The sequence below is a fragment of the Limosilactobacillus mucosae DSM 13345 genome (genome assembly GCF_001436025.1).
Taxonomy (GTDB): Bacteria; Bacillota; Bacilli; order Lactobacillales; family Lactobacillaceae; genus Limosilactobacillus; species Limosilactobacillus mucosae.
This window is the reverse complement of record NZ_AZEQ01000001.1, coordinates 120133-141775: the sequence shown is the minus strand read 5'-3', so window position 1 is coordinate 141775 and position 21643 is coordinate 120133. Positions and strand designations below refer to the sequence as shown.

General features: G+C 47.2%; 20 protein-coding genes and 1 tRNA gene. 4 read left to right on the top strand and 17 right to left on the bottom strand.

The genetic code is table 11. From position 1 onward, the window contains the following. Positions 1-33: 33 nt before the first annotated feature. Complete coding sequence (gene pta / locus FC47_RS00685) at positions 34-1008, bottom strand: phosphate acetyltransferase (RefSeq protein ID WP_006500384.1); 975 nt, start codon at positions 1006-1008, stop codon at positions 34-36. 11 nt (positions 1009-1019) lie between these two features. Continuing rightward, positions 1020-1721 (bottom strand): uracil-DNA glycosylase, encoded by a 702-nt coding sequence (locus FC47_RS00680; protein ID WP_033934344.1) that lies wholly within the window; start codon positions 1719-1721, stop codon positions 1020-1022. Positions 1722-1857: 136 nt separating this feature from the next. Between FC47_RS00680 and FC47_RS00675 the strand changes: the two genes are divergently transcribed. After that, positions 1858-2466 (top strand): LURP-one-related/scramblase family protein, encoded by a 609-nt coding sequence (locus tag FC47_RS00675; RefSeq protein WP_006500386.1) that lies wholly within the window; start codon positions 1858-1860, stop codon positions 2464-2466. Between the two features lie 58 nt (positions 2467-2524). On the opposite strand, the gene smpB is transcribed toward FC47_RS00675, so the two are convergent. The 8 genes from smpB to gap form a co-directional block, all read right to left on the bottom strand. After that, entirely contained in the window at positions 2525-2998 is a 474-nt protein-coding gene (smpB, locus tag FC47_RS00670; protein WP_039945957.1) for an SsrA-binding protein SmpB, read from the bottom strand. Positions 2999-3019: 21 nt separating this feature from the next. Further along, entirely contained in the window at positions 3020-5428 is a 2409-nt protein-coding gene (rnr, locus tag FC47_RS00665) for a ribonuclease R (RefSeq protein ID WP_048345434.1), read from the bottom strand. A 58-nt stretch (positions 5429-5486) separates the two neighbouring features. Continuing rightward, complete coding sequence (gene secG, locus FC47_RS00660) at positions 5487-5726, bottom strand: preprotein translocase subunit SecG (protein ID WP_033934341.1); 240 nt, start codon at positions 5724-5726, stop codon at positions 5487-5489. Between the two features lie 63 nt (positions 5727-5789). Next, entirely contained in the window at positions 5790-7340 is a 1551-nt protein-coding gene (locus FC47_RS00655; protein WP_006500390.1) for a ClC family H(+)/Cl(-) exchange transporter, read from the bottom strand. A 112-nt stretch (positions 7341-7452) separates the two neighbouring features. Beyond that, on the bottom strand, positions 7453-8775 hold the full coding sequence (gene eno / locus FC47_RS00650; protein ID WP_033934339.1) for a phosphopyruvate hydratase: 1323 nt from the start codon (positions 8773-8775) through the stop codon (positions 7453-7455). Between the two features lie 88 nt (positions 8776-8863). Then, a complete protein-coding gene (tpiA, locus tag FC47_RS00645) occupies positions 8864-9613 on the bottom strand; it encodes a triose-phosphate isomerase (RefSeq protein ID WP_039945959.1) in 750 nt (249 codons plus the stop codon). Between the two features lie 93 nt (positions 9614-9706). Beyond that, positions 9707-10915 (bottom strand): phosphoglycerate kinase, encoded by a 1209-nt coding sequence (locus FC47_RS00640; RefSeq protein WP_006500393.1) that lies wholly within the window; start codon positions 10913-10915, stop codon positions 9707-9709. Positions 10916-10999: 84 nt separating this feature from the next. After that, entirely contained in the window at positions 11000-12013 is a 1014-nt protein-coding gene (gene gap / locus FC47_RS00635) for a type I glyceraldehyde-3-phosphate dehydrogenase (protein WP_006500394.1), read from the bottom strand. Between the two features lie 307 nt (positions 12014-12320). Between gap and FC47_RS00630 the strand changes: the two genes are divergently transcribed. After that, positions 12321-12392 (top strand) — tRNA-Arg (locus FC47_RS00630). Positions 12393-12523: 131 nt separating this feature from the next. On the opposite strand, the gene FC47_RS11005 is transcribed toward FC47_RS00630, so the two are convergent. Continuing rightward, positions 12524-12655: a hypothetical protein gene (locus FC47_RS11005; protein ID WP_006500395.1), complete on the bottom strand. Its 132-nt coding sequence runs from the start codon at positions 12653-12655 to the stop codon at positions 12524-12526. Positions 12656-13056: 401 nt separating this feature from the next. Here FC47_RS11005 and FC47_RS11000 point away from each other — a divergent pair, with 401 nt between their 5' ends. Further along, positions 13057-13182 carry a hypothetical protein gene (locus tag FC47_RS11000; protein WP_006500397.1) on the top strand — a complete coding sequence of 42 codons (126 nt, stop codon included), beginning with the start codon at positions 13057-13059 and terminating at the stop codon, positions 13180-13182. A 179-nt stretch (positions 13183-13361) separates the two neighbouring features. Beyond that, positions 13362-13955: an ATP-dependent Clp endopeptidase proteolytic subunit ClpP gene (gene clpP / locus FC47_RS00625; protein WP_006500398.1), complete on the top strand. Its 594-nt coding sequence runs from the start codon at positions 13362-13364 to the stop codon at positions 13953-13955. Between the two features lie 52 nt (positions 13956-14007). On the opposite strand, the gene whiA is transcribed toward clpP, so the two are convergent. The 6 genes from whiA to uvrA form a co-directional block, all read right to left on the bottom strand. Then, a complete protein-coding gene (gene whiA, locus FC47_RS00620) occupies positions 14008-14946 on the bottom strand; it encodes a DNA-binding protein WhiA (RefSeq protein WP_006500399.1) in 939 nt (312 codons plus the stop codon). Positions 14947-14964: 18 nt separating this feature from the next. Then, on the bottom strand, positions 14965-15954 hold the full coding sequence (locus FC47_RS00615; protein ID WP_056967528.1) for a gluconeogenesis factor YvcK family protein: 990 nt from the start codon (positions 15952-15954) through the stop codon (positions 14965-14967). 12 nt (positions 15955-15966) lie between these two features. Further along, positions 15967-16836, bottom strand: a complete 870-nt coding sequence (rapZ, locus tag FC47_RS00610) for an RNase adapter RapZ (RefSeq protein ID WP_056967527.1) — start codon at positions 16834-16836, stop codon at positions 15967-15969. Positions 16837-16969: 133 nt separating this feature from the next. Next, positions 16970-17722, bottom strand: a complete 753-nt coding sequence (gene aroD, locus FC47_RS00605; RefSeq protein WP_056967526.1) for a type I 3-dehydroquinate dehydratase — start codon at positions 17720-17722, stop codon at positions 16970-16972. Further along, positions 17723-18628, bottom strand: a complete 906-nt coding sequence (locus FC47_RS00600) for a shikimate dehydrogenase (RefSeq protein ID WP_006500403.1) — start codon at positions 18626-18628, stop codon at positions 17723-17725. A gap of 149 nt (positions 18629-18777) precedes the next feature. Then, complete coding sequence (gene uvrA / locus FC47_RS00595; protein ID WP_056967525.1) at positions 18778-21630, bottom strand: excinuclease ABC subunit UvrA; 2853 nt, start codon at positions 21628-21630, stop codon at positions 18778-18780. Positions 21631-21643 lie beyond the last annotated feature (13 nt).

Genomic DNA, 21643 nt, shown 5'->3' with positions numbered 1-21643 from the left:
GGTCGCTTGACTTTTGCCAAACGACCTTTGAGTTTACAGTGCCTGAGCCGCCGTAATCAAAGCAACCTTATAAACGTCTTCTTCATTGCATCCCCGCGACAGATCGGCAATTGGTGCGTTCAATCCCTGCAGAACCGGACCGATAGCTTCAAATCCACCTAAGCGCTGAGCAATCTTGTAGCCAATGTTGCCGGCTTCCAGACTTGGGAAGACAAAGACATTGGCATGACCTGCAACCTTGGATCCAGGAGCCTTCAATTCTGCAACGGCTGGAACGATTGCCGCGTCAAACTGCAGCTCGCCATCGACAGCCAGTTCTGGATCAGCTTCCTGGGCCAGTTTAGTCGCTTCGGCAACCTTGGTAACCATTTCGCCTTTTGCTGATCCCTTGGTTGAAAAGCTCAGCATGGCAACGCGGGGATCAATCCCAAACAGTTTGGCCGTCTTGGCGCTTTCAACGGCAACCTCAGCCATCGTTGGCGCATCCAGTTCAATGTTGATCGCACAGTCAGCAAAGATATAGCGCTGATCGCCTTTTTGCATCAAGAATGCCCCACTGATCCGCTTGATGCCAGGCTTGGTCTTAACGATCTGCAACGCTGGCCGGACCGTGTCGCCGGTTGAGTGAATCGCGCCAGAAACCATCCCGTCAACCTTGCCCATGTAAACCAGCATCGTAGCAAAATAGCTGACGTCTTTTAACATCGCGTCGACCTGTTCTGGTGTATTCTTACCGTGACGCCGTTCTAAAAGTGCGGCATGCATTGCTTGATAGTCGGCTGCCGGATAAGTCTGCGGGTCCATGATTTCAACCCCAGTCAGATCAATGCCATCCTGCTTGGCAGCTGCTTTGATCTTTGCTTCATTTCCCAGCAGAATCGGCGTCAGCAGACCATCATGCGCTAACCGAGCTGCTGCGCCAAAGATCCGTTCATCCTCACCCTCTGGAAAAACGATCCGCTTGTCTTGTGATGAAAGCTGTGACTTTAAGTGTTCAAATACATCCATTATTCATAACCTCATTTCCATTGTGCGTCAATATCAACATGTTCGGGCAGACGCCAGTCAATCGGTGTCTCACCCATTGCCACCAGAGCCTCATTGGTTTTAGAAAAAGGCTTTGAGCCAAAGAAGCCACGGTTGGCAGAAAAAGGACTGGGGTGCGGTGATTGCAGAACAATGTTGGTCTGCGTGTTGATCAAAGGAATTTTTGATTGGGCTGCCTTGCCCCAAAGAATAAACACCACTGGTCGCGGCCGTTCAGACAACGCATGAATCGCTGCATCCGTAAGCTGCTCCCAACCATGACCGCGGTGCGAGAACGCCTGACCAGCCCGGACGGTGAGCACGGAATTTAACAACAGCACGCCTTGATCGGCCCACTTCTTTAAATAGCCATGCTCAACGGGCGGATAGCCAAGATCGTCTTGCAGCTCTTTATAGATGTTTTGCAAAGAAGGCGGAATCTTGACGCCTGGCAAAACTGAAAAACTGCAGCCGTGTGCCTGGTGCGGTCCATGATAAGGATCCTGTCCTAAGATTACCACTTTTACCTTTGAAAAGGGAGTCCATTCAAAGGCTTCAAAAATATGATGCATCTCTGGATATATCGTCTGATGGGCATACTCATCAGCTAAAAAAGCGTGCAGCTGAGCATAATAGGCAGATTCAAACTGGGGTTCAAGCACGCCCCACCAATCGTTATGGATAAGTTGTTTCAAAGTCAGCACCTCGTGAATATTTTAACATGATTATTATAAATACGATACCTATTTTGATCGCGTTAATTGACTGTTTTTATTGCCGACAGCTGTTAAAATGGTAGTTAGATATTTAGGAAAAGTGGTGATTTCTGTCATGCGGCAATTGTACATCCGCGACCGTTCGACCGACTTGAACAGCGCTACCGTCATTCACGACGCAAGCGGCCATTCATGCTACCTGTTAGCCGGTAAATGGGGGATTCGCTATGATGCACTTTCATTATATACGATGAGCGGTGAATTGTTAGCTGAAGCCAAGCAATTAACGCTCGGTCTTACGCCAAAATTCGCTCTTTATTTAAATCGGCGTCAAGTTGGCACGATCGGCAAATCACTGGGACTTTTTCATGAACTGATCTATATCCACGGTCTCAACTGGATTGTCGTCGGCTCATTAGTAAGTGGACGCTTCAAGGTCTTTTGCGGCAGCCGCTTGATCTTTGCAGTTGAGCCGGTACCGAATACTGGTGGCTTTTGCAGCTGTTTAAGCGTCACCAATCAAGCCGATGAGCCATTGGCAATCTTAACGGCCACCATCATCAACCGCTGGGCCAGACATCATGATCGCCAGCCGCTGCGAGAACGATTGCGTCAGCTGAATCCGATGTCATCAACTGACCAGGGCGATCTAAGCATGGGATTCGTACCTAAAACAGTGCTTAATGATCAAAGCCTCAGTAGACACGTTCATCAGCCAGAATAAAAACGGGGTGCATTTTTTTAGAATGCACGCCCGTTTTATTTTGCACGAAATCTGATTTTTAGTAATGTTTCAAAACACGTTCGATCTGGCGCTCCTGCTCACGCTTCTTGATCGACTCGCGCTTATCGTATTCATGCTTTCCCTTAGCCAGGCCCAGCAGTACTTTGGCATAGCCATGCTTGATATACATTTTCAGCGGAATCAGCGTAATCCCCTTGGTCGACAGCTCACCGGCAATCTTTTTAATCTCTTTTTTATGCAGCAGCAGCTTACGATTGCGCAGGGGATCATGATTAAAGAAGGTGCCGTTGTCATATTGACTGATATGCACGTTCATCAGCCATAATTCACCGTTATGAAGCTGAGCAAAGCCATCTTTAAGATTGACGCGCCGAGCTCGGACGGATTTGATCTCAGTCCCAGTCAAAGCAATCCCAGCTTCATAAGTCTCTAAAACTGAATAATCGTGACGCGCTTTTTTGTTCTGCGCGATTAGATTATCATCTTTTTCGTGATGGGATTTTTTTGCCATCTTTTTCCCTCCCGTCATAGCTTAACGCGAGCGGCGATCACCATTGTTGCGGCCGCGCTGGGAACGCTTGCCGCCATCATGCCGACGTGAAGGCCCGCGATCAAACAGATGATTGCTGCGCCGACCATTACCGTTGCCATTGCTGCGGTAGGAACGCTTACCATCTTTTTTGTCCCGCTCGCCATGGCCGAATCTGCTGTGCTTGTCGTCACGACTGCCACGTCCTCGACCATTAAAGCGACCATCGTTTTTACGCGGCACCCGCAGCTTGGTTGTTGGGGCTTCCTCAGGGTTAACCAGTTCAAAGTCAACCTCGCGCTGATCCTTGTCTACTCGAATCAGTTTAACCTTGACTGGCTGACCGATTTGGAAGATATGATGATGGCGGCGGCCAACCAATGCCATGTTGGATTCCAGATACTCGTAGAAGTCATCGTTCATGACACTGATATGGATCAGGCCTTCAACGGTATTTTCCAAGGCTACGAACAAGCCAAACTTCATGACGGAACTAACAACGGCATCAAAGGTCTCGCCAACATGATCTTCCATGTATTCTGCCTTCTTCATGCTGTCAACGTCGCGTTCCGTATCAATACCCCGCCGTTCGGTAACCGAGGTGTGCTCAGCTACTTCTGGCAGCCAGTCGCGATATTTAGCCTTGGCTTTTTCTGTCGTGCCGTTTTCAGCATACCAGCTAATCAAGCGGTGCACCATTTCATCAGGATAACGACGAATTGGCGAGGTAAAGTGCGTATAGTATTGGGCACCCAAACCAAAGTGACCGACTTCTTCATCAGCATACTTAGCCTGCTGCATACTGCGCAGCATCATCACCTGGACCATCTGTTCTTCTGGCTTGCCAGCCACGCTCTTTAAGACGTCTTGGAGCATCTTGGGCTTAACGTTTTTCAAGTCACCCTTCATTTCAATGCCAAAGACGCTGAGCAGCTCAGCAAAGCTCTTGATTCGATCGGCATCCGGCGTTTCATGAATCCGGTATAAAAACGGTACGTGCAGCTTATAGTAGTGTTCCGCCACGGTTTCATTGGCTGCCAGCATAAAGGATTCAATCATTCGTTCAGAAGTCCCCCGCTCGCGCAGCTGAATGTCGGTTGGGTGACCCTCCTCATCAACAATGATCTTGGCTTCTGGCGCATCAAAGTCAATGGCGCCGCGATCATGCCGATGCTTTAAAAGAATCTGGTGCAGCTCGCCCATCGTCTCAAACATTGGCACCAGTTCTTCGTATTCTTTGATAACCTGTGGATCATGATCTTCTAAAATTGCGTTGACGGCTTTATAGGTCATCCGAGCATGAGAACGCATTACACTAGGAAAGATCTCGTGCTTGACAATGTTGCCCTGGGGATCAATCTCCATCTCACAGCTCATTGCCAACCGTTCTTCATTCGGATTCAAGGAACAGATGCCGTTTGAAAGTCGCTTTGGCAGCATTGGAATCACACGATCCGTTAAGTAGACTGAAGTTCCTCGTTTAAAGGCCTCTTTGTCCAGTGCCGAGCCCGGCTTAACATAGTGCGTAACGTCAGCAATATGAACCCCCAGATGATAGTTGCCGTTGTCAAGCTTCCAAGCCACGACGGCATCATCAAGGTCTTTGGACTCAATACTGTCGATCGTAACCAGTGGCTGAGCGGTAATGTCTTTACGACCCTTCTTTTCTTCTGGCAGCACGTGATCAGGAATGGCGTTGGCCTCATCCATGACCGCTTGTGGGAAAACATGCGGAACGTCATGGGCATAGACAACGGAGAGAATATCAATTCCCGGCTGATCCTTGTCGCCAATAACCTCAGTGACCATCCCTGTCATGATCTGCGGTGAATCATCGCTTGGATATGATGCAATCGTGGCGTTGACGATTTCGTTGTCTTCTGGGTGCAAACCATCATCAGTGACAAAAAAGCGGAAATTGCTGAGCTTTTTGTCTTTTAAAATGATCTCACCAATAAAGTTGCCCATCGTAATGTTTTTAAACTCGCCAACCACATGCTCATAATGACGCGTGAGAATTTCCGTTACCTGTCCTTCTGGTCCCTGGTCGCTGCCGGGTTCAGGAGCACGCAGGATCTTGACTTCAACCTCGTCACCGCTCATTGCATGCATGGTGTGATCAGGGTTGACATAAACGTCTGGCTGCTCCGGATCATAAGCTACAAAGCCAAAGCCCTTTGCATTGCCACGAAAGATCCCGCTGATCGTTTTAGGCTTGATAACCGCCTTAAATTCACCCTGATCGGTTACCATGACTTTTTTATCCCGTTCCAATTGTGCCAGTGCCTGAACGATCGGCGTAAATTGATCTGCTCTGTTCATTCCCAGCTGCTGGGCGATTTTTTCAGCCGAAAAGCTGAGTTCTTGATGATCGAGTAAACGCTTGAGTATTTCAAGTTGTAATTGTGTCATCCATATACCTCTTTAAAATAAATAAAAAGCCCCCTGATATTGGCAGGAGGCACTTAAACTAGTGTGAAGAAACATAGACCAGCGCCAGTGCCAGGATAAAAAACAGGGCACCAAAGATGGTCGTAGCAATCTGCATAACCGCTTCAAAACCGCGAGCCTTGCGCCGACTGAACAGGTCGCCAGCTCCCCCGGTCAAAGCGGACATGGCATCGTTGTCATTCTTGGCTGGCTGCATCATTACGCAAGCAATCAAAATGACGCAGACAATCAAGAAGAGGGTCATAATCGTATTATACAAAAAAATTTCCTCCTATTTCACCCGCTATATCCGTTAAATAATACCATATTTCCAGTCATTTGGCTAATCATGCGCTGATTGTCGGGCTGCCAGATTGATCCGCGCCTGGTTGGCAATGTGATTTTTGCCGCGCAACTGGATGACCAGCGTATCGCCCGCTTTCAGTCGCGTATCACCATGCGGAATCAGCTGATTTTCGCCACGATAGATACAGGTGATCAGAGCACCGACTGGCCAAGCAAAATCCTTGATCAGACAGCCATCCAGCCTGGAGCCGACAAAAATTGGCGTAGTCATCTGTGTCAGCCCCAGCAGTTCTTTTTGCGGCTGTTTATGCATCATATTGGCAAACATAGCCGCGTATACCGGTGTCCCACCCATCAGATCAACGACCAGCCAAGCTACGATTGAAACGATTGCCAGCGGCATAAGATGCGTCATCGTGCCGACCATTTCGGTAATCAAAAGAATAGCAGTAAACGGCGCCTTGCTGATGCAGGCAAAGTAGCCGGCCATGGCATAGATCACGTAATTAGGCAGATATCTGGCTGGAATTAATCCCCAATGCATCATGATTACGCAATATAGAGCACCAATAATGCCACCCAGCGTCAGAATCGGTAAAAAGATCCCCCCTGGCAGCTCAGTCGCGTAGCTGATCATCGAAAAGACAAAGCGCAAAACCAATAAGCCCAGCATTACCTTAAGCTCAGCCGGCATCTTAGGCAGCGCAACGACCAGATTGTTTCCTCCACCCAGCGTTACCGGCCACCACCAGGCGATTGGAATGACCAGCAGAAATGGGATGATTGGATAACAGACTGGTTTGAGAAATTTTATCTGGCGCATCCATTTAGGCAGCCGTAAGATAACGACCTGATATAGCCTGCCCAGCAAGCCCAGTAAAATCCCCAACAAGATCAGATGCCAATACTGTGAAGCTGGAAACAGCACCTCATGCGGCACGTTCAGATCAGGTTCCAGGCCAAAGAACGCCATCGAAACCAGATTAGCCGACAGTGAGCTGATAAATACCGATAGCCAGACCAGTGGCGAGAAATTATGATAAACCTCTTCTAAAATAAACATCGTGCTGGCAATTGGCGCGTTAAAGGCTGCCGAAAGCCCGGCTGCCGCGCCGCTGGCAATGCCAACTCGTCTTTCAATTTCAGTTCTGGCATTTTTTTCGGCAATTCCCTGACCAACAGCAGCTCCCAGCTGGATCGAGGGTCCTTCACGGCCTAAAAACAGCCCCGAACCAATGCTGATAATGCCACCAAAGAATTTACGCCAAAGAACCGGCCACCATTCTTCATCAAACTGTCCCGTCAGCTGACCTTCAACTTGTGGAATCCCTGAGCCTTTAATATCCGGATTTTTTTGAACCAGATTGCCTAAAAGCAGTGCAATGAAAATACTCATGCCAATCCAAGGCAGCAGCCAGACCGGATGCCCATGAAAATAGGCAAATGCTTTGATAACCACACCCAATAGATTTTGAATTGCCCAGCGAAAGAGACTGACAACCAAGCCTGCCGCCAAGCCAATTAAAACGGCGCGGCCTGCCTGGCGCAGATTTGAATAACTGAGTCCTGCAATTCTAGTTGTTTTCACTTTCTTCTCACACCTAAAAAATTTTGTTACCTAATCAGTCTAGCACAAATCAAAGCAATCAAAAAAAGCGTTTGGAAAAATCCAAACGCTTTTAAAATCATTAATTTAGATATTAACGGTTTTCGATGTCTTGACGAGCTTGTTCGCTCAAGTTGTAGAAGGAGTGAATCCCCTTGTATTGAGCAACGTCGCCCAGGTTGTCTTCGATCCGCATCAGCTGGTTGTACTTAGCAAGACGGTCAGTCCGGCTCATGGAACCAGTCTTGATTTGGCCGGCGTTGGTAGCAACAACCAGGTCAGCAATCGTCGTGTCTTCAGTTTCACCAGAACGGTGAGAAACGATTGCCGTGTAGCCAGCTTCCTTAGCCATTTCGATTGCTTCAACCGTTTCCGTCAAGGTACCGATTTGGTTCAGCTTGATCAGGATCGAGTTGGCAGCACCCATCTTGATACCCTTGCGCAGGTAGTCAGTGTTCGTAACGAAGAAGTCGTCACCAACAAGTTGAACCTTCTTGCCCAGCTTGTTGGTAATCGTTACCCAGTCATCCCAGTTGTTTTCGTCGATTGGGTCTTCTACGGATACGATTGGGTACTTTTCAATGATGCCCGTCAGGTATTCGATCCATTCTTCAGTAGTGTATTCTTCACCAGTGGACCAACGCAGCTTGTACTTCTTGTCTTCGTCGTTCCAAAGTTCAGAAGCAGCAACGTCGCAGGCAATAGCAATGTCCTTACCTGGCTTGTAGCCGGCATCCTCAATTGCCTTGATCAAGTATTGGAATGGTTCTTCATTGTTGGCAAAGTCAGGAGCAAAACCACCTTCGTCACCAACTGAGGTAACCTTACCAGCAGCTTCCAGTTCCTTCTTCAGGGCGTGGAAAGTTTCGGCACCCCAACGAATTGCTTCACGAACAGTTGGTGCACCAACTGGCATGATCATGAATTCTTGGAAGTCAACCTTGTTGTCGGAGTGGGCACCACCATTGATGACGTTCATCATTGGCGTTGGCAGCAGATGAGCATTGAAACCGCCAAGGTAGTTGTACAGTGGCACTTGCAGCTCATCAGCAGCAGCCCGTGCAGCAGCCAAGGAAACGGCCAGGATAGCGTTGGCACCCAGCTTGCCCTTGTTAGGCGTACCGTCAAGCTTGATCATAGCCTTGTCGATGGCAACTTGGTCAGTAACTTCCATGCCAACGATTTCCTTAGCGATTACGTTGTTAACGTTGGCAACGGCCTTCAAAACACCCTTGCCGCCGAAACGGTTCTTGTCGCCATCGCGAAGTTCAACTGCTTCGTGTTCACCAGTAGAAGCACCAGATGGCACGATGCCGCGGCCAACGCCACCGGCTTCAGTGTAGACTTCTGCTTCAACAGTTGGGTTACCACGTGAGTCCAAGACTTCACGAGCATAAATATCAGTAATGAGTGACATTGATGAATCTCTCCTCTGTCATTTTAAAATTGGAAAGTTCTTCCGCTTTCCATTGTATTATTCAGAACAATTTAAAACAAGCTTTATCTTAAGAGTTTACAAGCTTTAAGAAACGATCAGGATCCAGGCTGGCACCGCCAACCAAAACACCATCGATATCATCATAGGCCATCAAGGCTTTGATATTGGTTTCATTGACGCTGCCGCCGTAAAGAATTCGGACGGCGTTGCCAATGTCTTCACCATACATATCACGAATCGTCTGGCGAATCAGATAGCAGCCTTCAGCAGCCTGTTCAGGATCAGCACTTTGGCCAGTACCGATTGCCCAGCTTGGCTCAAAGGCCATCGTAACCTTGGTAACATCAGCTGGTGACAGTCCCTTAAGATCTGCCAGAATGCGGCTGACTACCCAACGAACCTTTTTACCGGCAATTCGTCGTCCCATCGTATCATCACAGCAGACGATCGGACACAAGCCATTGCGCAAGGCAACCTGGACTTTTTGATTGATCAGCTCATCAGTTTCATTAAATAAACGACGCCGTTCAGAATGTCCCAGAATGACATGATGAATGCCAGCCAAAGACAATGAGCGTGGACTGGTTTCGCCGGTGTACGCACCTGCAATCCGGCAATAGCAGTTTTCAGCAGCGATTTTTAACGGCGTATCTTTCGCGGCTTGTACCATCGACGTCAATGAAAGCGTCGGTGCAGCCAGGACGATTTCTCGTTCACTGGGGTCTGGCAATTCATTTTTAATATAGTTGACAAACTCAACTGCTTCAGAAACCGTTTTGTTCATCTTCCAATTGCCGGCGATGATTGGTACTCGCATGCAAAAGCCCCCCTTTTTAATTTTTCCGCTGCTTTAATTTTAGCAAAAAAAGCGACTGAATCGCTACTATGCTAATCAATCGCTTATCTAGCTTTACTTTTCAGAAATTGCTGCGATCCCTGGCAGTTCTTTACCTTCCAAGTAAGTCAATGAGGCACCGCCACCAGTTGAGATGTGGCTCAAACGGTCAGCAATTCCCAATTGCTTGGCTGCAGCCGTGGAGTCCCCGCCACCAACAATCGTCGTAGCACCAGTCAACGTGCCCAGGAACTTGCCGATTTCCAGCGTACCCTTGGCAAAGTTACTCATTTCAAAGACACCCATTGGGCCGTTCCATACAACCGTCTTGGCATCAGCCAAAACGCTCTTGTACAGTTCAATCGTCTTAGGACCAATGTCCAAAGCCATCCAGCCATCATCAATGTCGCCTTCAACTACTTTAGTGTTGGCGTCATTCTTAAAGGCATCAGCAACTACATTGTCAATTGGCAGAACCAGCTTGTCGCCGGCTTTGTCCATAATTTGCTTGGCAACATCGATCTTGTCTTTTTCAACCAGTGAGTTACCAGTCTTAATGCCCTTGGCAGCATAGAACGTGTAGGCCATCCCACCACCGATGATGATCTTGTCAGCCTTGTCCAGCAGGTGGTCGATAACGCCAATCTTGTCAGATACCTTGGCACCACCCAAGATGGCAACAAAAGGACGAACTGGATTGTCAACAGCGTCACCCAAGAACTTGATTTCTTTTTCCATCAAGAAGCCAACGCCTGACTTGCCAGCGCCGATTGCTTGGGCAATACCAACGTTGGAAGCATGGGCACGGTGTGCAGTACCAAAGGCGTCGTTTACAAAAACATCGCCCAATGATGCCCAGTACTTGCCCAATTCAGGGTCATTGCCTGATTCACGCTTAACGTATTCACCGTCTTTAACATCTTCGTAACGCGTGTTTTGAACCAGCAGCACGTCACCATTGTTCATTTGGCTGATGGCATCTTCCAACTGCTTGCCTTCAGTTACCGGAACAAAAGTAACTGGCTTGTTCAGCAGGTTGGAGAGACGTTCAGCAACTGGACGCAGCGACAGACCTGGCTTGTCTTCTTCTTTCTTGATCCGACCCAGGTGAGAGAACAGGATTGCCCGACCACCATGATCGATAACGTAGTTGATCGTTGGCAGAGCAGCCACGATTCGGTTGTCGTCGCCAACGACGCCATCCTTGATTGGCACGTTAAAGTCAACGCGCATCAAAACTTTTTTGCCTTCCAATGGAAGATCTTCAACAGTCATTTTAGCCATAATTGACCAATTCCTCCTTAATCTGCAAAGAAGGCGGGCGGAGTTTCCTCCTCCCGCCTTTCAATTGATACTATTCAGTTCGCCTTACAGGGTAGCGAAGTGAAGCAGCGTACGGATCATGTTGCAAGTGAAGCCGTATTCGTTGTCGTACCAAGCAACCGTCTTAACCAGTTGTGCGCCATCTTCGCCTTCCATGATTTCAGTTTGGGATGGGTCAAAGACGGAACCAAAAGTAGAGCCGATAATGTCGGAAGATACGATTGGGTCTTCAGTGTAACCAAAGGCTTCGTTGCCTTCAGTTGCCTTCTTCATAGCATTGTTTACGTCGTCAACCGTAACCTTCTTGTCCAGAATGGAAACAAGTTCAGTCAGGGAGCCATCAACAACACCAACACGTTGTGCGTGACCGGACAGCTTACCGTTCAGTTCTGGAATAACCAGGCCGATAGCCTTGGCAGCACCAGAAGAGTGAGGAATCGTGTTCGTGCTTGCAGTACGGTTGTTACGCATCTTCTTGCCACGAGGGCCATCCAGGATGGCTTGCGTAGAAGTAAATGCGTGGATCGTAGTCATGGTACCAACCTTAACGCCGAATTCCTTGTTCAGGAAGTAAGCCATTGGAGCCAGGCAGCTGGTCGTGCAGGAACCAGCAGAAACGATCTTGTCGTCAGCCTTCAGCGTGTCCAGGTTAACGCCTGGAACAACAGTTGGGATGTTACCAGCAGGTGCAGAAATCAGCACACGCTTTGCGCCAGCGTCCAGGTGTGCTTGTGACTTTTCTGCAGAAGTGTAGAAACCAGTACATTCCAGAACGAAGTCAACACCATCGTTCTTAACCCAAGGAATGTCCCGTGCATCGCGTTCAGCGTATACAGGGTATTCCTTACCGTCTACAACGATGCCCTTGTCAGTAGAAGAAACTTCGCCAGGGAACTTGCCGTGAGTAGAGTCGTACTTCAGCAGGTAAGCCAGCATTGAAGGGGTAGTCAAGTCGTTGATTGCTACCACTTCGATGTCCTTGGAGCCCAGTTCGTGGATCCGACGGAATGCCAAACGACCAATACGGCCAAAGCCATTAATACCAATTTTTACAGTCATACTGCAATTTCCTCCTTTAGGAAAATAATTCAATGTTCTTGTTTAGTTTAACATACATTTTTATCCAAAATTGACATTTTTAAGGAAAAAATTCGGAATTTTGGCTGTTAGCTAAACAATCGCACTAACCTACGTTTTTTATAATACTCAAAACCGACTAACTTGTCCATGGAAATGTGTTCAGTTTTAGATAAACCAGCTTCATCCAATTTTTTTGTAAAAATATTCATTTTTTGCTTGCATTTTATCGTCACTGGGGATATTATAATAAACGTTCGTGTTAATTCAGCGAGCTTAAAATTATTTCGCGCCCTTAGTGTAATGGATCGCACGTGAGATTCCGGTTCTCGAGATCCGGGTTCGACTCCCGGGGGGCGCACTTAAATATAAAAAAGCACTGATCAATCTGATCAGTGCTTTTTTATTACCACGAAGTCAAAACTACATCACAACATATTAAAAGACCTCATCCATAATCCTGGATGAGGTCTTCTTAAACGGAAAAGCAAATTACTTTTCTTCAGCTGGCTTTTGCTTAGCCCACTTGCGAATTGCTTCGATTTTCTTTTCCTTCTTAGCCCGCGTGTAACGGTCTGCGACTGGGCGACGGCCTTGTACGCCGTATGGATGTGCTTTACGCATTGCAATATGCCTCCTTTATATCTAACGTAAATAATCAACATTCCAATTATAAAGGTCAGGTTATTAAAAATCAACAACTATTATTGCAACCAACTGATCAGCAATAAATTTAAAAAAATTTTTGGACGGTCGAATTGAATTTTGGACATCTTGCTCACTTTTTATCTTTTTCAACACAAAGGCTATTCAGCATCAAATTTGGAAACGGTAGCACTATTTTCACAAATGAAAATTGATAAACGTTTTCCGTCAATTTGAACTATACCAATTTGATTATTAAAACACTAAATCGCCTTAAACTGGCACTTGTCAATAATACCAATTTGGTGTATAGTCTTAGACATCACAGAGGTTAACAATTAATTCATTCACAATTTCAACTAAACGGGGAGATGAGACTTATGTTTAAAAAGAACATGCACGAATTAAACGAACTTAAAAAAATGATCGAAAACGATGATCGCGCAATGCTGGATGCCGAAATCGCCAACCAAGAACTGAGCATGATCTCAGCTGATTTGAAATAACTATAACTATACCTATATTATCTACCAGCATTAAGGCACTGCTGCTAACGATATCAGCATCGTTAGCAGCAGTGTTTTTTTCTGACAAAACATTTGACCTTTTCTGACCTATCGAGTATAGTATTCACATAAGTTAGCAATCGATGCTGACTACTGCTAATTAAGAGGGAGGCCAAAGCATGAACCTAGTTCCAACGGTCATTGAACAGTCATCGCGTGGCGAACGCGCCTATGACATCTACTCACGTCTGTTGAAGGACCGCATCATTATGCTATCCGGTCCAATTGAAGACGACATGGCAAACTCAATCGTTGCGCAACTGTTATTCTTGGATGCGCAAGATTCTACCAAAGATATTTACCTTTACATTAACTCACCTGGTGGCGTCGTAACCTCAGGGATGGCCATCTACGATACGATGAACTTCATCAAGGCTGATGTCCAGACGATCGTAATCGGCATGGCCGCATCAATGGCCAGCGTGCTGGTATCATCCGGTGCCAAAGGCAAACGTTTCGGTTTGCCACACTCAACGGTTATGATTCACCAGCCTTCTGGCGGCGCACAAGGTCAGCAAACTGAAATTCAGATTGCGGCCGAAGAAATCTTGAAGACGCGCAAGATGATCAATGGTATTCTGGCTGAAAATTCTGGCCAGCCAATTGAGCAAATCGAACGTGATACGGAACGCGATCACTACTTAACGGCCCAAGAAGCCGTTGATTATGGTCTGCTTGACGGAATCATGGAAAACAGCGCCAAACTAAAGTAATTGTTTGACCTAAATAGCTAAAAAAACCACGACTGCATCCAGTCGTGGTTTTTTAGTTGCTCTTAGCCTGTCGCAGTTCTTCGGCATAAGCATTTAGCTTGCGCAGCCGATGATTAACCCCTGATTTTGAGATCGGGCCACCTGGTACCAAAACGCCAAGCTCCTTTAAGCTGACCTCTTGATGTGCGAGCCTGGTTTCAGCAATTGCCCGCAGTTTTTCTGGCAAGCTGTCCAAACCGACCATTGAATCGATCAAACGAATATTTTCAATCTGACGATTAGAGGCATTGGCTACCTTATCCATATTGGCATTTTCACAGTTAACCAAGCGATTGACGGAATTACGCATATCACGAACGATTCGGATATTTTCAAACTTGAGCATGCCGTTAGTGGCACCGATCAGCTGAAGAAACTCCGCAATTTTTTCCGCTTCCTTTAAGTAGACGATATAGCCGCTGCGACGAGCCGTAGTTCTGGCATTCAGGTGGTAGCGATTGATCATCTGAGCAATCATCTCATTATGTTCTTCATATAGTGAATAGATTTCCAGATGATAGCGCGAGGTTTCTGGGTTATTGACCGAGCCGCCCGCCAAAAAAGCCCCGCGCAGGTATGAACGAATCATTAAATCATCTTTAAGCAGCGCCATCGGGACTTTTTCTTTGATCTGAAACCCCTCTAAAATCCCCAGATCGCTGAGAATCTCTTGCGCATGGTAGCGAAGCCTTACAACGTATTGATTGTTCTTTTTCAGCTTCATTTTTCGCCGGACGACGATCTCACTTTCGACTTGATAAAACTGCTTTAAAAGCGAATAGATTCTTCTGGCAATGGCGGGACTTTCTGTTTGGACGTTAAGAATCATGTTGCGATTAGCAATTCCTAAAGATCCATTCATCCGAATCAGCGCCATCAGTTCGGCCTTGGCATTATCCAAGTGCACCTGCAGCCCCGTCAGCTCTTTTTTTACCTCGCTGGCATATGACATGCGCGATCCTCCTCTTATTTAATAGTGTACGCCATGCAGACGATTCAGCAGTTCGGCTACCACCTTGTCGCGATCATGAAAGGCACCGTTATCTCTTAAGCGCAGGAAATTACTGGAGATTACCCGACACCCCATATCCCGCAATCCTTGAAAATCATGCTTGACTGGCTGGGAAATCTCATTCCATTCCTTAAAATCAATGTAGTCTTTAGGTACCGGCTGGATATTTACCAAAACGGTATCAATAAAGTTCTGTTTCAAATGCGAATTAAGCACGCGTACATGATCGGCATCAGAGAAATTATCGGTTTCACCCTTTTGAGTCATAATGTTGCAGATATAGACGACTTCTGCTTTGGTTTCACAAACGGCCTTGCCGACGTTTTCAATCATCAGGTTGGGCAAGATACTGGTAAACAGACTCCCAGGTCCCAAGACAATCTGATCGGCGTCCATAATGGCATCAATAACCTGCTTAACGGCCGCCGCTTGATGATGGTCATTGTTATTGGACGGCGTAATCCAGACACGCTGAATTCGTTTATGAGCAGCCGTAATCTCTGACTCGCCGCTTAGAGTCGAGCCATCTGTAAATTCAGCGTTTAAGGTTAATGGCTCGTCGGTAACGGGATAGATATGTCCTCTGATTTTCATCAGCGATGACAGTTCCTGGACCGCCGCAAAAATATCGCCGCCTTTCATCTCAGTCAGCGCCGAAATGATCAGGTTGCCAATTGCATGGCCAGCTAAAAACTGGTCGGTACTGTTAAAACGATACTGAAAAATCTCTAGTTCCAGTTCAGAAAGCTCTGATAAGGCAACCAATGCATTACGGATATCACCAGGTGGCACCACGTTGACATAGTTACGCAAAATTCCTGAGGAGCCGCCATCATCAGCTACCGTCACGATTGCCGTTACATCAACGTCTTTATCCCTAAGGCCATGCAGAATCTCAGGAAGTCCCGTCCCGCCGCCAATCATTACGATTTTAGGTTTATGGATCATTCAAATACCTCCTTATTTTGCCTTATCAACATCGCGATGATGCAGATTGACCGTATAGCCGCCTTTGCGCAGATCTTGATTTAACAGGTTGGCAATCGTCACCGAACGATGCTGCCCACCCGTACAGCCAATCGCGATCGTCAAGCTGCTCTTACCCTCTTGGATATAGCCTGGCAAAGCAACCTTCAGCAAAGCCTTTAAGTGTGAGTAGAAATCTTTAGCCAGCTGACTCTGCATGACATAATCCTGTACTGGCTTATCATTGCCGGTTAGATGCTTAAGCTCGGGCAAGTAGAAAGGGTTGGGCAGAAAGCGGGCATCCATAACGATATCAGCATCCAATGGCAAGCCGTACTTAAAGCCAAATGACATCACCTCAACAAAAAAACTGCTGGTCTGGCCATCGCCAAAGTAATCATCAATTCTTAAGCGTAGATTGCGCGGCGTCAGCTCGGTCGTATCAATCACGACATCGGCCTGACTCTTTAAATCACTCAATAATGTCCGTTCTTTTTGGATTCCTTCTAAGACACCGCCTTGCCGCGATAATGGATGTGAGCGGCGCGTCTCTTTATAGCGCGAAACCAGCTCAACATCGCTGGCATCCAAAAATAAAATCTCAACCTGCAGATCAGTACGACTCTTTAAGCGCTGAATGCAGGGTAGAATCTGATCATAAAATTCCTGTGAGCGCGAATCCATTACCATTGCCATTTTGTCAAATTCGGCAGCGTTTTGGATCACGTCGGCAAATTTTTCCGCCAGATTCGGCAGCATGTTATCAATTACAAAGTAGCCAAGATCCTCAAAGCTTTGAACGGCAACCGTCTTACCGGCACCGCTCATCCCTGTAATGATCACGACTTGCAGTGGTTTTGCCACGGAGCTGTCACCTCTATTCAAAATACGCTTTCCATTGTATCATACCCGGGCGTGTCTTTTAATTTTGAAGTCTTTTTCATCTAAATAAAAGGCACTCTTGAAGCGACCAATGGCTTCCAGAATGCCTAATGAATTAAATTCTTAGATTGGCTAAAGCCTGCCTTAAATCAGCAATGCTCAGCTGACCAGGCGCTGAAGCCGTACCAACCGTGCCAAACGTCAACGCCGATCCAAAAACTGCACCGGCAATCCGCGTTACCTTGCCTAAATCTCCCATTGCCATGGTAATCAAAGGCAGGTCCAGTTTTTCATTGGCCTGGTGAGTGGCCGACAGCAGCGTCAAAACATCAGCAGGATTTTGAGGCATCACGGCAATCTTGGCGACATCAGCTCCCAGATCAGCCATTTTATGAAGTCGATAGTAGATTTCACAGTCAGTTGGCGTCTGCTTAAAGTCATGACTGCTCATGATTACCTTGATGCCATGATCATGAGCCAACTTAACGATTCGCATAACGCCTTCTTTTGGATGAAATAACTCAACATCAATGGCCGTCGTCAGTTCATTTTCAACTACCAGGCGTACAATTTGAAAATACGTCTCATCATCAACGGCTAGATTGCCGCCTTCCTTAGCCGTGCGAAACGTAGTCAAAAGCGGCGTCTCACCCAACGTTTGTCTTAGGTCGAGAGCAGCCGTCTTTAGTTTTTCTGGATCTAAAACGCTAGCCAAAAAATCAATCCGCCATTCGATGACATCCGGCTGAGCGGCTAAAACCGTTTTTGCCTGCTCAATGATTGCCGCTTGTTCCGTGGCCACAATCGGAACGGCAATCTTGGGACTTCCATCGCCCAAAACAACGTTATTCAGCTTTACTTTTTTCATCTAGTCTTCCTCTTTAAAAAGCAGATTGCGAATGTATTCAACCGGCATATCTTGGCCAGTCCAAAGCTTAAAGGCTGCTGCCCCCTGTTCCAGCATCATTCCCAGCCCATTAAAGACGTGATCGACGCCGGCCTGCTTGGCAACCTGCATTAATTTGGTCTCACGCGGCGCATAGACCGTATCATAAACGATCATATCTTGGTGGAACCACGTTGGATCTTCAACCAAAGTCATGTCTTCCAATGGCTTCATGCCCACTCCTGTTGCATCTACATAGATATCACAGCTGGCCAGTTCTTTTTTTAAGTCGGCCTGGTCTTCGAGATGATGCAGCGTGGCATGCGCACCCGTTTTTTCGTTGATGATCTTAACATTGCGAACGGCATTTTCCCATTTGTCGTCATCAATGTTGAATAAGGCGATTTCTTTAACTCCCTCAATAGCTGCCTGCATGGCAATCGGCGTTCCGGCCCCGCCAGCTCCAGTCAGCACCATCTTTTGACCGGTAATGTCCAATCCTTCATCCTTTAATGACTGCATAAAGCCGATCCCATCCGTCGTGTACCCGGTTAAAATGCCGTGATCATTGACAATGGTATTAACGGCTTGGCAGAGTTCAGCTGACTCATCCAAGCGATCAAGGTAAGGGATTACTTTTTGTTTATTGGGCATTGAGATGTTTGAGCCGCGCATATCCAGCGTTCTGATAGCATCAATGGCTTTAGGCAGCTTTTGATTGTCAATTTCAAAACAGAGGTAGGCATAATTAAGCCCCAGCTTGGCAAAAGCATTATTGTGCATGGTTGGCGACATTGAATGACGAATCGGGTCCGCCATTAAGCCAATCAAAATCGTATGACCATTCAGTGAGATATTTTTTCCTGTATGAATGTTGTTCAGATCCATCTGCAAGACCTCCGCTTTAACTTTACTTTAATGAAATTATAATGTTTTAATCTTAATATAATGGCATTGCAATTTCAATCATAAACATAGAAAAAGCTTAGTGCACCTTTATGCAGCTAAGCTTAATCCCTTTATATTTTAAAGTTCATTTATTTTTCCTGCTGAGCCTTTCTTTGTCGATCCCGCTCGAGCATTGGCTTCAAGTACTGTCCTGTGTAGCTTTCAGGTACTGCAGCAATCGTTTCTGGCGTTCCGGCTGCTACGACAAAGCCGCCAGCCTCGCCACCCTCTGGACCCAGATCAATCAGCCAATCCGCTGATTTCACTACGTCTAGATCATGCTCAATCACCAAAACCGTATTCCCGGCATCAACCAAGCGCTGTAAGACGCCCAACAGCCGCTTGATATCTGCCATATGCAGACCAGTTGTCGGCTCATCAAGGATATAGAAACTCTTGCCATTCGATTGGCGATGCAGCTCACTGGCCAGTTTCATCCGCTGGGCTTCCCCACCAGAAAGCGTTGTTGCCGGCTGCCCCAGCTGTACGTAGCCCAGACCAACATCCTCAATCGTCTGCAGCTTGCGCCGAATCTTAGGAATTGCACTGAAAAATTCCAAAGCTTCTGAAACCGTCATTTTCAAAACTTCAGCAATGTTTTTGCCCTTATACTCAACTTCCAGCGTTTCAGAATTATAGCGCGTACCGTGACAGACCTCGCATGGTACATAAACATCCGGCAAGAAGTTCATTTCAATCTTTAAAATCCCGTCGCCTCGGCAGGCCTCACAGCGACCGCCCTTAACGTTAAAGCTAAAGCGTCCCTTGGTGTAGCCGCGCAGTTTAGCCTCATTGGTCTGAGCAAACAGGTCACGAATATCATCAAAAACACCGGTATAGGTTGCCGGATTGCTGCGTGGCGTTCTGCCAATTGGCGATTGATCAATATCGATTACCTTTTCAACGTTTTCCAGACCGCTGATTGACTGATAGCTTCCCGGCTTTGCTGATGCACCATTGAGTTTTTGTGCCAGGATTCGTTTTAAGATCAGGTTGACCAGTGTCGACTTGCCGGAGCCAGAAACCCCGGTAACGCATATAAATTCGCCCAATGGAAACTTAACGTCGATGTTTTTGAGATTATTGGCGCGCGCACCCTTAAGCTCAATAAAATTGCCATTACCCGTTCGCCGCTTTTCTGGTACCGGAATCTGCTGTTTGCCAGAAAGATACTGTCCAGTCAGTGATTTACGTGAGCGCATAATCTGCTTAGGCGTTCCCGCTGCCATGACCTGACCGCCGTTTTCACCCGCGCCAGGACCAATATCAACAATATAGTCGGCAGCCCGCATCGTGTCCTCATCATGCTCGACGACAATCAGCGTATTGCCAAGATCTCGCATTTTTTTGAGCGAGGCAATCAATCGATCGTTATCGCGCTGATGAAGCCCGATTGACGGCTCGTCTAAGACATACATTACCCCAGAAAGATTCGAACCGATCTGGGTAGCCAGCCGAATCCGTTGCGCCTCGCCACCGGAAAGCGTCCGTGCGGCTCGACTCAGGGTCAGATATTCAACGCCAACATTGGCCATAAAAGTCAGCCGATCCAGAATTTCTTTTAAGATCGGCTGAGCAATCTTGGCCTTGGCTGGTGAAAGCTCAACCGATTCAAAAAACGGAATTGCCTTGCTGATTGGCAGCTCTGAGACCTCACCAATGTTTTGGCCCATGATCTTAACCGCCAGTGCCTTTTGATTTAAGCGATAGCCATGGCAGGCCGGACAAGGAAGCTCAGTCATGTATTTGCGCATCTGTTCGCGCGTAAAGTCAGAATTGGTTTCCCGATAGCGACGCTTAACGTTATTAATCACGCCTTCAAATGGAACGTCAACATCCCGCACGCCGCCAAAGTCGTTTTCATAATGGAAATGGAAAGTGGTTTCGCCATTGCCATAAAGCACTTGTTTTTGCTGTTTGGCAGACAGTTTCTCAAATGGAACATCCATGTCAATCCCTGCTGAGTCACAAAACTGTTCCAGCATTTTGGGATAATACTGTGAAGAAATGGGGTTCCAAGGCAGCATCGCCCCTTCACGCAGCGTTTTTTTCCGATCCGGCACGACCAGCTCCTCATCGACCTCCAACTTGCTGCCCAGCCCCTCGCATTCCGGACAGGCCCCCAGTGGCGCGTTAAATGAAAACAACCGCGGTTCCAGCTCGCCAACCGTAAAGCCACAGATTGGACAGGCATACTGTTCAGAAAACATCAACGGTTCGCCGCCAATCACATCCGCCGTGGCATAGCCGTCACTCAAGCGCAGGGCAGCTTCAAATGAATCAAATAGGCGTGAACGGATGCCTTGTTTGATAATGATCCGGTCAACCACGACGTTAACGGTGTGCTTCTTATTTTTGTCCAGTGCTGGAACCTCTTCTAGATCATAGGTTTGACCATCAACCTGAACCCGTACGAACCCAGCTTTTTTGATTTTTTCAAAAACGCTTTTTTGAGTTCCTTTCTTATCACGGACAATCGGCGCCAACACTTGCAGCCGTGTTCGCTCTGGCAGTTCCATGACCCGATCAACCATCTGATCAACGGACTGGCTGGCAATCACGCTGCCATCATTAGGACAGATTGGCGTTCCTACACGAGCCCATAACAGCCGTAAAAAGTCATTGATTTCGGTCACCGTCCCAACCGTTGAGCGCGGATTATGAGAAGTCGTTTTTTGATCGATCGAGATCGCCGGTGACAGTCCATCAATTGAATCAACATCCGGCTTATCCATCTGTCCTAAGAACTGCCGCGCATAGGCCGACAAGCTCTCCACATAGCGCCGCTGCCCCTCTGCATACAGGGTATCAAAGGCCAGCGAGCTTTTTCCAGATCCGGAAAGCCCGGTAATTACGACCAGCTTATTTTTAGGAATCGTCACGTCAATGTTTTTTAGGTTGTGGGCACGTGCGCCATGCACCACAATTTTATCGTTGGCCATTGCCAAATCCCCC

Coding starts and splice junctions, on each gene's coding strand:
- pta (WP_006500384.1), bottom strand. CDS start 1,008: ATGGATGTATTTGAACACTTAAAGTCACAGCTTTCATCACAAGACAAG.
- FC47_RS00675 (WP_006500386.1), top strand. CDS start 1,858: ATGCGGCAATTGTACATCCGCGACCGTTCGACCGACTTGAACAGCGCT.
- smpB (WP_039945957.1), bottom strand. CDS start 2,998: ATGGCAAAAAAATCCCATCACGAAAAAGATGATAATCTAATCGCGCAG.
- rnr (WP_048345434.1), bottom strand. CDS start 5,428: ATGACACAATTACAACTTGAAATACTCAAGCGTTTACTCGATCATCAA.
- eno (WP_033934339.1), bottom strand. CDS start 8,775: ATGTCACTCATTACTGATATTTATGCTCGTGAAGTCTTGGACTCACGT.
- tpiA (WP_039945959.1), bottom strand. CDS start 9,613: ATGCGAGTACCAATCATCGCCGGCAATTGGAAGATGAACAAAACGGTT.
- FC47_RS00640 (WP_006500393.1), bottom strand. CDS start 10,915: ATGGCTAAAATGACTGTTGAAGATCTTCCATTGGAAGGCAAAAAAGTT.
- gap (WP_006500394.1), bottom strand. CDS start 12,013: ATGACTGTAAAAATTGGTATTAATGGCTTTGGCCGTATTGGTCGTTTG.
- FC47_RS11005 (WP_006500395.1), bottom strand. CDS start 12,655: ATGCGTAAAGCACATCCATACGGCGTACAAGGCCGTCGCCCAGTCGCA.
- FC47_RS11000 (WP_006500397.1), top strand. CDS start 13,057: ATGTTTAAAAAGAACATGCACGAATTAAACGAACTTAAAAAAATGATC.
- clpP (WP_006500398.1), top strand. CDS start 13,362: ATGAACCTAGTTCCAACGGTCATTGAACAGTCATCGCGTGGCGAACGC.
- whiA (WP_006500399.1), bottom strand. CDS start 14,946: ATGTCATATGCCAGCGAGGTAAAAAAAGAGCTGACGGGGCTGCAGGTG.
- FC47_RS00615 (WP_056967528.1), bottom strand. CDS start 15,954: ATGATCCATAAACCTAAAATCGTAATGATTGGCGGCGGGACGGGACTT.
- aroD (WP_056967526.1), bottom strand. CDS start 17,722: ATGAAAAAAGTAAAGCTGAATAACGTTGTTTTGGGCGATGGAAGTCCC.
- FC47_RS00600 (WP_006500403.1), bottom strand. CDS start 18,628: ATGGATCTGAACAACATTCATACAGGAAAAAATATCTCACTGAATGGT.
- uvrA (WP_056967525.1), bottom strand. CDS start 21,630: ATGGCCAACGATAAAATTGTGGTGCATGGCGCACGTGCCCACAACCTA.